Source organism: Kribbella sp. NPDC058245, assembly GCF_042882005.1.
Lineage (GTDB): Bacteria > Actinomycetota > Actinomycetes > Propionibacteriales > Kribbellaceae > Kribbella.
The window spans coordinates 289,324-301,504 of the sequence record NZ_JBHVWY010000002.1; the positions used below are offsets into that span (position 1 = coordinate 289,324).

Here is a 12,181-nt window from a genome sequence, read left to right on the forward strand (position 1 = left end):
TACGTGGCGGCACCGACAAAAACTGAAAACCGCAGGTCAGAGGCCCAAAAGGTCAAAAACTCCGCTCGACGCTGTCGTTCATCGACTTGAGGTTGTCCTTGCGGCGCTCGTAGACCCGCGTCTCCAGGCCCACGTCGGTCGCCGTGATCCGGTCCCACTTGTCCGAGTACGACGTGACGAAGCCCTGGTAGTCGATCAGCCCGTTCTTGGCGGTCTTGATCTTGGCGGTGTAGTTCAGCCGGTAGCAGGCCTTGATCGCCTCGTTGGCCGGCTTGCACTCCTCACCCTTGCCGATCACCACGTTCTGCATGCCGTTCGACTCGATGTCGACCAGGTGCTCGGCGAACCCCTTCGCGTCGTACAGCTCGGTCTGGCGGACCCAGAAGTACCCGTCGATCAGGCCGCGCACGTTGAACTGCTGCAGGATGTAGTTCTGCCCGGACCTGGACTTCGGGTCCGGCAGCCAGCCCTTGGCCGGGGTGAACCAGATCCCGCGGCCGACCTCGACGCCGACGTCGTTCGGCCCCTTGGAGTCGTCCGGCTTGGACCCGGCCGGCGGCGTGTACAGGGTGCCCGGCGCATCCGGGGTCTGAACCGCAGCGGGCTGGTCCTCGCCACCGCCACCGGTCACCAGCAGGACGACGCCGACAGCGACCAGTACGACGGCCAGCGCCGCGGCGCCGATGATGATGAACTGGGAGCGGTTCGACTTGGCGGGCCGGCCCTGCGGACGGTTCGGTCCGGGTCCCCAGCCGCCAGGGCCCGTGGGCGTACCGGGACCGGATCCCCAGCCACCGGGTGCGGCGGCCGGCGGCGGGCCGGGAGGCGGTCCGTACTGCTGACTCATAGCTTTTCCTCGTGGTGTCGGGGGTTCGTCACAGGCTGTCGAGAACCGACGTCTTCATCTGGGCGCCGTCCGCTTCGGCCTTGGGCGCGAAGTCGACCCGGGTCCGGAAGTCCACCGCGGTGGCCACCTTGTCCTTGCGGACGTAGACCTCCACGTAGCCCTGCACTGCGACGTCCTGTCCGGCATCGTCCTTGGCGGTGGAGGTGTAGCTCATCGCGATGCACTCCTCCAGGACGTCCTTGGGGCACGGCAGGTTCCGCTCGTCGCCGAGTTTGGCGATCTCGTTCTCGGTCTCGCCCTCGATGATCGCGAGCAGATAGGCCTTCGCCGCGACGTTCTGCTTCTGCCGGACCCAGAAGAACGCCCGCGGCTTGCCGTCCGGTGCGTAGGTGACGAGTTCCTTGCCCTGCTTCTCGGTCTCCAGCACGCTCCAGCCCGGCACCGGTACGACGGACACTCCGAACTCGACCGGGATCGCACCGGCCGGTGGCGTGTACGGCGTGGTCGGCGTCGCACTCGGCGTCGACGGGCTCGGGCCCGGGTCGGCGTCGTTGCCGTCGCCACCGGACAGCAGCACCAGCGCGACCGCGACCATCACGACCACGATCAGCCCGGCACCGATCGGCAGCAGCAGCGGTGGGATCCGCGGCCGCTTCTTCTCCGGCGCCGGGCGGCGCAGCGACGGCGGACCGACCTTGTCGCCCCAGGCCGACGACGTCTCGGTCGCCGGGCCAGGACCACTGGCTGCCGCCGGAGCTGGAGGCGGAACGGCCTCGGTGTCCGGGACCTTGTCACCGGACCACGGCGACCCCGAACCAGCGGGCGCCGGTGGGACCTCGAGGTTCCACGGGGACGGCGGCAGCGCCGGAGCCGGCGCTGCCTCGGTGTCGTCGTCGGGGCCGGGTTTACTCACCCACGGGTTGCTGTCCCCGGCCCCCTTGTCGCGTTTCCCGGTCACTGGCTCTTGAGCACCGACTGCAGCATCGCGGTGCTGTCCGGGTCCAGGGTCGCCAGCTTGTCCTTGCGTCCGTAGACCCTGATCAGCGTGATGACGCCGTCGTTGCGCTCGATCACGCCGACGAACCCGACGATCTCCGTGCTGCCCGACTGGCCGGCCGACAGACCGGAGTAGGCCTGGCTCAGCAGCACCTTGACCGGCGTCTTGTCGCCCGAGCCCGGCGTCAGCGTCTTGATGTCCTTCTTCTGCAGCGAGGTCAGGTTCTTGGTCTCGGCCGCGAAGAGCTTCGGCAGCACGTTCTCGGCGTTCTCACCGGGAGCGGCCTTGAAGACCTGCGTCATGAAGTAGCCCTCACCCGACTTGAGCAGGTAGACGCCCTTGAAGTCCTGCAGCTCCTTGCGGATGTAGCCCGTGGCCGGTTTCACGAAGACGCCCTCACCGACCTCGATGCCTTCATCGACGTTGGTCGGCTGGCTGTTGTCGCCACCACCGCCGGGGGTCGGCGGGGTCGGCTGGACCTGCTTGTCGTCGCCGCCACCGAAGATCAGTGCCAGCACGATGCCGATCACTGCGACCACGACCAGACCAGCACCGGCCAGGTACAGGATCTTGCTGTTGCTCTTACCGCGCGGAGGCTGGCCGCCGTACTGCGGCTGCCCCGGGTACCCCTGCTGCGGGAACTGCTGCTGTCCCGGGTAGCCCTGCTGCGGCGGGTACTGCTGCTGGCCGTAGCCAGGCGGTGGTCCCTGCGGAGGCTGCTGTCCGTACGGCGGTTGTCCGGGCTGCTGCCCGTATCCCGGCTGACCCTGCGGCGGTCCGTAACCAGGCGGCGGCCCCTGCGGCGGGCGGCCCTGCGGAGGCGGTCCCTGCGGAGGCGGACCGTAGCCAGGCGGCGGCCCGTACCCGGGCGGCGGTCCCTGCAGAGGCGGTCCCTGCGGAGGCGGACCGTAACCAGGCGGCGGTCCCTGCGGCGGCGGACCCTGCGGAGGCTGCTGACCGTACGGAGGTTGCTGGTTGCTCATGCCTGCGTCTCCCCAGTCGTCGCGTCGTACCCGCTCGCCGTCGCCGGTGCCGTCACACCGCGGGCCGACTTCGGCACCGAGCGGACGGAGTTGCCACAGGCGGAGCAGAAGTCCGAGTGCGGCAGCAGCGGCATCTCACAGCGCGAGCAGAAGGCCTGGTCGCCGGAGGCGTGGTTGGAGCCACCGCGAGCGGCGGACTCCAGCGCGGCCTCGAGCAGGCCCTTGTGCAGCACGGTCCGGACCCGGATGATCAGCGCGCCCAGCAGCAACAGGCCCCAGACGACACCGAGCACGGCGCCGATGGTCGAGCCGTGACCGCCGACGAAGCCGAGCAGGTAGACACCGCCCTGGAACAGCACGTTCACCGCGATGGCCTGGAGCAGGCCCATCACCCAGCGCGGCGTGAAGCCGTCGTACCCGGCACCGAGTCCGGAGAACTCCGCACCCGCGAGACCGGTGGCCGAGCCGTAGATCAGCGGCTTGATGAAACCGTGCAGGACCACGATCGAGATCCACGTCCCGGCGCTGCTGCCCGGACCGGCGAAACCGCCGCTGATCCAGCCCCAGTGCAGGACGAGCGTCTCGAAGCACGCGTACCCGACGCCGGCCACGACACCGAAGGTGAAGCCGTCCATCAGGTCGTCGTAGCGCGGGCGCGAGGCCAGGTACAGCGGGCCGATCTGACGGATCAGCTCCGAGACGACCGGGACCAGCAGGAGCAGGATCAGCAGGTCGCGTCCGGACGGGCCGACGTCGTTCGCGCCGATCGTGTCGGTGGACAGCGAGATCTTGTCCGACCACAACCAGGTGAAGACGGCCGCCAGCACGCCGGTCAGCACGAAGGCCGCCGTGACGACCGGGATCGGCTCGTCCTCCCACAGGTTCACGTCGTACAGGTAGAGGATGTAGACGATCGGGATCGAGAACGCGGCCACCATGATCGCGACCGGCAGCGCGCCGAGCGCGGCGGTGATGATCGTCAGCAGCAGCGCGACACCGAGCGCGACCTTGTACGTGTAGGGCTGCTTGCCCGAGCCCTGCGGCATGATCGTGGAGACGAGTTTGAACGACGCCACCGGCTCATCCGGCCGCGCCGCATACGCGTTCTTCCGCTCTGTGTCCCCGGACCGCAGGTCGTTGCCACAGTGGTGGCAGTACCGCGAGACCTCAGGGACGTCAGAGTTACAGCGCGGACACACCACGCCATCCTCCCTACATCGGATGTTCGGACCGCACAGATTCTCTTACAGCAGGTCCCGGAATCATCATTTACCGCGCAGGGGTCAAGCTTTCGTTGTGGGACCGTGCCCTCGCAACGTGGCCCACACCTCATCGAGGCGCGTCTCCAGCTCGGCCAGCGTCCCCGAGTTGTCGACCACGATGTCGGCGACCGCCAACCGCTGCTCGCGGGTTGCCTGGCTGGCGATCCGCTGCTCGGCCTCACCAGCGTCCATCTTTCGTTGCCGCGTCAGCCTTTCCAGCTGAACAGCCGCCGGTACGTCGACCACCAGCACCGCGTCGAACTTGTCCGCCTGGCCGGTCTCGACCAGCAACGGGATGTCGTGCACGACGATCGCGTCATCCGGCGCCGACGCCTCGATCTCGGCAGCGCGAGCCCGCACCCGCGGATGGATGACCGCCTCGAGCCGCTTGCGCGCGGCGGCGTCACCGAACACGATCTGCCCGACCGCCGGCCGATCCATCTCGCCTTCAGCGGTCAGTACCTCGGGACCGAACTCCGCTACTACCTCGGCCAGCCCCTCGGTCCCCTTGGCGACCACCTCGCGCGCCAGTACGTCGGAGTCGATCACGATCGCACCTCGCGCCGCCAGCCGCGACGACACCGCACTCTTGCCGGCGCCGATTCCACCAGTCAGTCCTACTCGTAGCACGGACCTACTATGTCTTATGGGGTGGAGGAAGAAACGCCAGGACCTGCGCGAGCTGCAGCACGTCCAGTTGATGGCCGAAGAGGACACCATCGTGTTCGGCGAAGAGCTGACCCGCTTCGGGGATGCTCATGAGCTCGATGCCGATGCCCGGCACGACTACCAGACCGCACTCGACGCCTATGAGACCGCCAAGCGGATCGTCGACAAACTGCAGTCCGTCGAGTCGATCAGCGCAGTGATCGACACCCTCACCGCCGGCCGGTACGCGTTGGCCTGTGCGCGTGCCCGGGTCGACGGCGCGCCCCCGCCAGAACGCCGTACGCCATGCTTCTTCAACCCGCAGCACGGACCCGCCAGCGCGGACGTGGTGTGGACGCCGCGCAACGGCCCGACCCGGCGGGTACCGGCCTGCGCCCAGGACGCCGCGCGGATCAAGGCCGGCGAGGATCCGCCGGTGCGGATGGTCCGGTACGGCGAACAGCAGGTGCCGGCCTGGGAGGCCGGTGCGCCGAACGAGCCGTACCGGATCGGGTTCTTCACCGGCAGCGGTGCCCGCGCGGTGGTCGTCGAGCTGAAGACCCGGATGAAGGGTGAGGGCGGCGGCACCTGGGGCAACGGCTTCCGCGACCCCAAACGCCGCGGTCCTTAACAGCGTTGAAGCAGAACGTGCGGAACCCCCGCACCCAGAAGGATGCGGGGGTTCCGAGCACTACCGGGGAGGGACTCAGCCCTGGCCCGTCAGCTTCTCGCGGAGAGCCTGCAGGGCCTCGTCGGAAGCGAGCGCACCCTCGGCGGGGGCGTCGTCCTTCGGAGCCGCGGAGGTGCCGCCGCCGGTGGCGGAGGAGTACGTGGAGGCCTCGCCGGCCTCGACGTCCGCCGTCTTGGCGTCCTCGATCTGCTTCTTGTGGGCCTCCCAGCGCGTGTGGGCCTCGGCGTACTGCCGCTCCCACTCCTCACGCTGAGCATCGAAGCCCTCGAGCCACTCGCCCGTCTCCGGGTCGAAGCCGTCGGGGTAGATGTAGTTGCCCTGCTCGTCGTACGTCGCCGCCATGCCGTACAGCGTGGGGTCGAAGTCGTCGGAGACGGGGTCGACACCCTCGTTGGCCTGCTTGAGCGACAGCGAGATCCGGCGACGCTCGAGGTCGATGTCGATGATCTTGACCATCACATCGTCGTTCACCTGGACGACCTGCTCCGGGATCTCGACGTGACGCTCGGCCAGCTCGGAGATGTGCACCAGACCCTCGATGCCCTCCTCCACGCGGACGAACGCACCGAACGGCACCAGCTTGGTGACCTTACCCGGGACGATCTGGCCCATCTGGTGGGTCCGGGCGAACTGCTGCCACGGGTCTTCCTGGGTCGCCTTCAGCGACAGCGAGACGCGCTCGCGGTCCATGTCGACGTCCAGCACCTCGACGGTGACCTCCTGGCCGACCTCGACGACCTCGGTCGGGTGGTCGATGTGCTTCCAGGACAGCTCCGAGACGTGCACCAGGCCGTCGACGCCGCCGAGGTCCACGAACGCACCGAAGTTGACGATCGAGGAGACGACACCCTTGCGGATCTGGCCCTTCTGCAGCTGGGTGAGGAAGTTCATCCGCACCTCGGACTGCGTCTGCTCCAGCCACGCCCGGCGCGACAGGACCACGTTGTTGCGGTTCTTGTCGAGCTCGATGATCTTGGCCTCGATCTCCTGGCCGACGTACGGCTGGAGGTCGCGGACCCGGCGCATCTCGACGAGCGAGGCCGGCAGGAAGCCACGGAGGCCGATGTCCAGGATGAGTCCACCCTTGACGACCTCGATGACGGTACCGGTGACGACGCCGTCCTCTTCCTTGATCTTCTCGATCGTGCCCCAGGCCTTCTCGTACTGGGCGCGCTTCTTCGAGAGGATCAGGCGGCCTTCTTTGTCCTCCTTCTGGAGAACCAGGGCCTCGACGTGGTCGCCGACGTTGACGACCTCGTTCGGGTCGACGTCGTGCTTGATCGACAGCTCGCGGGAGGGGATCACGCCTTCGGTCTTGTAACCGATGTCGAGGAGAACCTCGTCCCGGTCGACCTTGACGATGGTGCCCTCAACGATGTCGCCGTCGTTGAAGTACTTGATGGTCAGATCGATCGCCGCGAGGAAGTCTTCCTCCGACCCGATGTCATTGACCGCTACCTGCGGGGTGCTGCGTACTGCGGGGTCGAGAGGTGCCTCGATGCTGGCCGTCATGTGGTGGGTTGCTCCGTGGACTGGTGGTCTAGTCAGGTGCGTATGAGCCGTTGGATCGCATCACACCGCTGGACTGCCTGGAGAGCACAGATTCACCACCGACAAGCTGCGAGCACGAGCCTGCTCCGTCCGAGGTCGCGCAGGCTCATAGCGCATCTCACAGAATACCGGTCTTGACGGAGGCAACACAACCTGGGGCACCCGGTCACTACCGGCCGCCCGCCGAGGTGTCCCGACGTACCGCTCCGCTCAATGTACGACGTCCAGGTCCGGGCGGTCTCCGGACAGGGTCCGCGTGTCCGCCATCCGGGCGACCAGAGCCGCTGCGGAGGCGGCAACCGGGTTCTCCGTCGCCCGCGAAGCGAGGTCGAGCAGGGCCCACAAGTCGGCCGCCCGGCCCAGCTCCACCAGCGGCTCGGCGAGTCCCAGATCACTCCCCCGCAGCCCGCTCAGGACCGCTCCGGCGAGCACGGGGTCGGTCTCGAACCGCAGCAGATTGCCGAGATCGGCGTACGGCGAACCGCTGTGCGTGAACTCCCAGTCGATCAGTCCGGTGATCCGGGCGGTCTCCGGGTCCACCAGCAGGTTCTTCGGATTGAAGTCGCTGTGGACCAGACAGAACCGGTTCCCGGCTCCGTCCAGCAGGTCCTCCGCCTCGGCGAACACCTCGACCAGACCTCCGTGCACGAGGCCGAGACCGGCGGCGTACTCCTCCAGGTCGGCCTTGCCGAACGGCTCGACCGTCAGCTCGCCACCCCGGAACATGCCGGCGGTCAGGAACGGCATCCCGCTCAACCGGGCCAGCAACTCCCCCAGCTGGGTCCCGACCTTCCGGCGCTCGTCCGCCCCGGCCGTCTCCAGATAGACCTGCAGGTTCACCCCGGGCAGCCGCTCCATCAGCAGGTACGGCGGATCCTCCCACGACCCTTCGCGCTTGAGATCGAGGATCCGCGGAACCGGCAGCAGCCCGTTCACCAGTTGCAGCAGCGCCGCATCGACGACCGCGCGCCCGGGGTCCTTCACGTACAACTTCAGGACGGCATCCTCACCGCCTGCAGTCACCGCGAAGGTCTGTCCTTGATAGCCGCCGGTCAGCGGTACGGCGCTCGCCGCAAGTCCATCCACCTGCCCGATCCTGCCAGGACCCTCAAGCCTTCGAGGGCACACCCATCGCAGCAAGAACAGTCGGTACGGCGTTCCGCAGCCCGGCCGCGTTCGGGTGCAACGGGACCAGGCCGTTCGTGGTCACGCTCGGGATCAGCCCCTCGATCCACCGCGTCCCGGCCGGCTTGCACATGTCGTGACCGACGCTCGGAGTCGCCAGGTCGACGTACGTCGCTCCGTGCGCCGCAGCCTGCTCCGCCATCCGCTTGTTCAGCCGGGTCAGCGCTGCCTGCAGATAGTCCGCGTCCTGGCTCCAGACCGGGACGACCGGCCAGCAGCCGCCCTTCCGGATCCCGGTCGGGTAGCCGACCATCAGGATCTTCGCGTGCGGCGCGCGCTGCCGGATCTGTGCGATCACCGTGCCGTAGGTCGGCGCGAACGCGTCGATCTTCTGGGCCAGCTTGTCCACGCCACCAGCGGTGTTGGTCGCCTTGCAGGACGTCCCGACGCCCTCCGGCAGCAGGTTCACGCACGAGAACGCGAGCCCGACCAGGCCGATGTCGTTGCCACCGATCCCGACCGAGACGACCGTCGTGTCGGCACTCAGAGCGTCGTACTGCGGCGCTGCCGTCCCGGCGATGATGCCCGGCTGCGGGTTCGCGAAGTGCGTGGTCGTGGCACCTCCGCAGGTGACGTCGCGGAACGTCGCCGGCTGCAGGTCCTTGGCGATCAGCGACGGATAGTTGACCGCCGAGCGCGCACAGGTGAGCAGTTCCTTGGCCGGCAGCACGAGCGAGCCGGCGGCATACGAGTCGCCCATCGCGACGTACACCATCGGCGGCGCCGCGACTGCTTGCAGAGGCACCAGACCACCCACGACCAGGCCCGCGGTCGTTGCGATCGCTGTCAACATTCTCTTCATGCCGCCGCCTTTGACGTTAAGTGACCAGCCGGTAACAGTTCAGGTGCGGACCAGCTTGAGGAAAATTCACCTTTTCGGCAAGACCTCGGAGCCCTTTGATTTATTTACGCTACTGCAGTAGCGTAAATAGCATGAGCCGAGGCCGACCCCGTGACACCGCGATCGAAGGCAGACTGCTCGCCGCCGCGGCCGAAGAGCTGCGCAACGGCGGGTACGACGGCCTGTCGATCGACCGGGTCGCCGAGCGGGCCGGCGTCGCCAAGACCACGCTGTACCGGCGCTGGGCATCCAAGGCCGAGCTCGTCGTCGCGCTGATCACCACGATGCGCGAAGAGGTCCCGTTCGAGCCGTCCGACGACCCGCGGGCCGACCTGACCCGCCTCGTCAGCACGATCGCCGCCGGACTGTCCTCGACGCCGACCAGCCTGATCGCCGACCTGGCGGCCGCGGCCGCCCGTGATCCCCGCGTCGGCGAAAGCGTCCGTGCACTCTGGTCCGAGCGCCATCGAGCCGTCACCGCTGTCGTCGCGAAGGCGCAGCAGGCCGGCGTGGTGCTCGACCACGTCGCTCCCGCCGTACTGGTCGACCAGCTGGTCGGCCCGCTGTACTACCGGCTCCTCGTCACCGGTGAGCCGCTCACCCCTGAATACGCCCGGACGCTCGTCGTGAGCGTCCTCGGACCTGAGGAGTCCCCATGAAGCGTCGTCTGCTGGTAGGTCTCGGTGCCTTCGTGCTGCTACTCGTCGGCTACACCACCTACACGATCGTCCGGCCCACCGTCCTGCACACCGAGCTCGAGATCGACGCCTCCCCCGACCGGGTCTGGCAGGTCCTCACCGACCGCGCGAACTATCCCGCCTGGAACCCGTTCATCGTCTCGTCGACCGGTGACCTCACCGTCGGCGCGACGATCACCAACGTGCTGCGCGACACCAAGGGCGCGGAGACGACCTTCACCCCCGAGTTGCTGGCCGTCGTACCCGACCGCGAGCTTCGCTGGATCGGCCGGATCGGGTTCGGCGGAATCTTCGACGGTGAGCACGCCTTCCGGATCGAGCCGCTGCCGGACGGCCGGACCCGCTTGGTCCAGGAGGAGACCTTCCGCGGTGCCGCCGTCCCGTTCACGGCCGGCATGCTGCACGACACGATCGAGCCACAGTTCCACGCGATGAACCGTGCGATCGCGACTCGGGCGATCGCCGCTCGGTAGGGTGACCGGGTGGTCGAGCCGCAACGTATCGAGCTGACCGAGGCCGAGAGCTCGCACGCCAGCCGCACCTACTGGGACTCCGCCGCCGCCGAGTACCTCACCGACCACGGTGACTTTCTCGGCGACGACCGGTTCATCTGGGGACCCGAGGGTGTCGACGAGGAGAGCGCCCAGCTGCTCGGCCCGGTGCGTGGCAAGCGCATCCTCGAGGTCGGTTGCGGCGCTGCGCAGTGCTCACGCTGGTTGGTTGGCCAGGGCGCCAATGTCGTTGCCTTTGACATCTCTGTCGAGCAGCTGCGGATTTCACAGCAGCTAGATGCCCGCACTGGCACGGCTGTCCGGACTGTCGCGGCCGACGCGACCGCACTCCCCTATGCCGACAACACGTTCGACATCGTCTGCTCGGCCTTTGGCGCGCTGCCGTTCGTGGCCGACGCAACCACTGCGCTGCGCGAGATCGCCCGCACCCTCAAGCCGGGCGGTCTGCTGGTCTTCTCGGTGACCCACCCGTTCCGCTGGACGATGCCGGACGACCCGTCTGCCGATGGACTGCGGATCGACAAGTCCTACTTCGACCGCACGCCGTACGTGGAGGTCGACGACGCCGGTACGGCGGTCTACGTCGAACACCACCGGACCGTCGGCGACTGGATTCGCGCGCTCACCGAGTCCGGGTTCGTCATCGACGATCTGTTCGAGCCCGAGTGGCCGGCCGGTCACACCCTCGTCTGGGGTGGCTGGGGTCCGTACCGCGGCCGCTTCGTTCCCGGTACGGCGATCTGGTCGGCTCGCAGGGAGGGGTCCGGATGACGCGGCGCAGGTTCCCGGCACTGGACGGTCTGCGCGTTCTGGCCGCACTGGCGATGCTGACTGCCCAGGTCGCTCTGCACAGTGACGCCGGGCCGCTCTCGGGTGTGTTGTCGAGACTGGACGTCGGTGCCGCGGTCTTCTGCGCGATCTCCGGCTTCCTGCTCTACCGGCCGCATGTCGAAGCCTGGTTCGAAGGCACCCTGCCGCCGCTGACCCTGCCGTACCTGCGTAACCGGGCGGTGCGGATCCTGCCCGTTCTCTGGGTGGCCGTCCTGCTGGCCGTTGTCCTCCTGCACTCCGCCGACTGGACGACGTACCTGCAGCACGCCACGCTCACCCAGGTCTACTTCGAGGGCTTACCGGCTGAGGGCCTCACTCAGTTATGGAGCCTTGCGGCGATCGCAGCGTTCTACGTGATCCTCCCGGCACTGGCCAAGCTCCTGACCGGCTACGAGCGGCCGACCCGGCGCAGCGTGCGCTGGCGGCTCAGCGTGCTGGCTGCGCTGACCGTGGTCGGACCGGTCTGGCTGACGATCATGAGCGCCACGCATCACCCGAACGCTGGGCTCTGGCTGCCCGGGTACATCGGCTGGTTCGCAGTCGGTATGGGCTTCGCCCTGTGGCAGGTGGCTCGCAGTACCGGCCGGCTCGGCTCGTCAGCGCTCGACATCCTCACCACGATCCCCGGCACTGTCTGGGGGATCGCCGCCGCACTTCTGCTGCTCGCCTCGACCCCGCTGGCCGGTCCGTACGACCTGTCCGCCGCCAGCCCTGGACAGTCGGCAGTGAAGAGCCTTCTCTACACAGGCATCGCGGCCTGCGTGCTGTTCCCAGCACTCGCCCCGACCGACCGCGCTCTGCACTACCTGGGTGGCAGACCGGCCAGACTGGCCAGCAATCTCACGTACGGCGTCTTCGCCTATCAGGTGATCGCGCTGACGCTGCTCGCCCGCATCAGCACGCAGTTCGTCTTCCTACTTGTTACGACCCTGCTCGCATCCATCGGGCTCGCTGCAGCCAGCTACTACACCATCGAGCGGCCTTTAGCTGGTGTCCGGAGCGACGCGTCCGGCGCCGGTAGAAGATCGCCATCGCCATCACGGCGAGCACTGCAAGCGAGCCAACCAGGAGACCGGCCCGATACGCCCGGTCCGGCATGAACCGTGCGTTGACCAACTGCTCCTCGCCTGCGGGC

Annotated in this window: 13 protein-coding genes; 5 read left to right on the top strand and 8 right to left on the bottom strand. The window is 68.0% G+C overall.

Annotated features, from left to right (window positions below; genetic code table 11):
- Positions 1 to 52: 52 nt before the first annotated feature.
- The 5 genes from ACFVWG_RS04875 to coaE form a co-directional block, all read right to left on the bottom strand.
- Positions 53 to 847: a hypothetical protein gene (locus ACFVWG_RS04875; protein WP_391541804.1), complete on the bottom strand. Its 795-nt coding sequence runs from the start codon at positions 845 to 847 to the stop codon at positions 53 to 55.
- A 28-nt stretch (positions 848 to 875) separates the two neighbouring features.
- Complete coding sequence (locus ACFVWG_RS04880) at positions 876 to 1,760, bottom strand: hypothetical protein (protein WP_391541805.1); 885 nt, start codon at positions 1,758 to 1,760, stop codon at positions 876 to 878.
- A gap of 41 nt (positions 1,761 to 1,801) precedes the next feature.
- Positions 1,802 to 2,827: a hypothetical protein gene (locus ACFVWG_RS04885; RefSeq protein ID WP_391541806.1), complete on the bottom strand. Its 1,026-nt coding sequence runs from the start codon at positions 2,825 to 2,827 to the stop codon at positions 1,802 to 1,804.
- Positions 2,824 to 4,029, bottom strand: a complete 1,206-nt coding sequence (locus ACFVWG_RS04890) for a PrsW family glutamic-type intramembrane protease (protein ID WP_391541807.1) — start codon at positions 4,027 to 4,029, stop codon at positions 2,824 to 2,826. The genes ACFVWG_RS04885 and ACFVWG_RS04890 overlap by 4 nt, the downstream gene beginning before the upstream one ends.
- A gap of 81 nt (positions 4,030 to 4,110) precedes the next feature.
- On the bottom strand, positions 4,111 to 4,719 hold the full coding sequence (coaE, locus tag ACFVWG_RS04895) for a dephospho-CoA kinase (RefSeq protein WP_391541808.1): 609 nt from the start codon (positions 4,717 to 4,719) through the stop codon (positions 4,111 to 4,113).
- A gap of 16 nt (positions 4,720 to 4,735) precedes the next feature.
- On the opposite strand from coaE, the gene ACFVWG_RS04900 reads away from it, so the two are divergent.
- On the top strand, positions 4,736 to 5,368 hold the full coding sequence (locus ACFVWG_RS04900) for a hypothetical protein (RefSeq protein ID WP_391541809.1): 633 nt from the start codon (positions 4,736 to 4,738) through the stop codon (positions 5,366 to 5,368).
- Positions 5,369 to 5,443: 75 nt separating this feature from the next.
- Here ACFVWG_RS04900 and rpsA read toward each other — a convergent pair whose 3' ends face one another.
- The 3 genes from rpsA to ACFVWG_RS04915 form a co-directional block, all read right to left on the bottom strand.
- Positions 5,444 to 6,940, bottom strand: coding sequence for a 30S ribosomal protein S1 (gene rpsA, locus ACFVWG_RS04905; protein ID WP_391541810.1), 1,497 nt, complete (start codon positions 6,938 to 6,940; stop codon positions 5,444 to 5,446).
- A 249-nt stretch (positions 6,941 to 7,189) separates the two neighbouring features.
- Positions 7,190 to 8,065, bottom strand: coding sequence for a phosphotransferase family protein (locus ACFVWG_RS04910; RefSeq protein WP_391541811.1), 876 nt, complete (start codon positions 8,063 to 8,065; stop codon positions 7,190 to 7,192).
- Positions 8,066 to 8,087: 22 nt separating this feature from the next.
- Complete coding sequence (locus ACFVWG_RS04915; RefSeq protein WP_391541812.1) at positions 8,088 to 8,966, bottom strand: SGNH/GDSL hydrolase family protein; 879 nt, start codon at positions 8,964 to 8,966, stop codon at positions 8,088 to 8,090.
- 131 nt (positions 8,967 to 9,097) lie between these two features.
- Between ACFVWG_RS04915 and ACFVWG_RS04920 the strand changes: the two genes are divergently transcribed.
- Genes ACFVWG_RS04920 through ACFVWG_RS04935 form a run of 4 tightly spaced genes read left to right on the top strand, consistent with a single transcriptional unit; the run spans position 9,098 to position 12,146 of the window.
- Positions 9,098 to 9,664 carry a TetR/AcrR family transcriptional regulator gene (locus ACFVWG_RS04920; RefSeq protein ID WP_391541813.1) on the top strand — a complete coding sequence of 189 codons (567 nt, stop codon included), beginning with the start codon at positions 9,098 to 9,100 and terminating at the stop codon, positions 9,662 to 9,664.
- Entirely contained in the window at positions 9,661 to 10,176 is a 516-nt protein-coding gene (locus tag ACFVWG_RS04925) for an SRPBCC family protein (protein WP_391541814.1), read from the top strand. Before ACFVWG_RS04920 ends, ACFVWG_RS04925 begins: the two co-directional genes overlap by 4 nt.
- A 9-nt stretch (positions 10,177 to 10,185) precedes the next feature.
- Positions 10,186 to 10,986, top strand: a complete 801-nt coding sequence (locus ACFVWG_RS04930; protein ID WP_391541815.1) for a class I SAM-dependent methyltransferase — start codon at positions 10,186 to 10,188, stop codon at positions 10,984 to 10,986.
- Entirely contained in the window at positions 10,983 to 12,146 is a 1,164-nt protein-coding gene (locus ACFVWG_RS04935; protein WP_391541816.1) for an acyltransferase family protein, read from the top strand. The genes ACFVWG_RS04930 and ACFVWG_RS04935 overlap by 4 nt, the downstream gene beginning before the upstream one ends.
- Positions 12,147 to 12,181 lie beyond the last annotated feature (35 nt).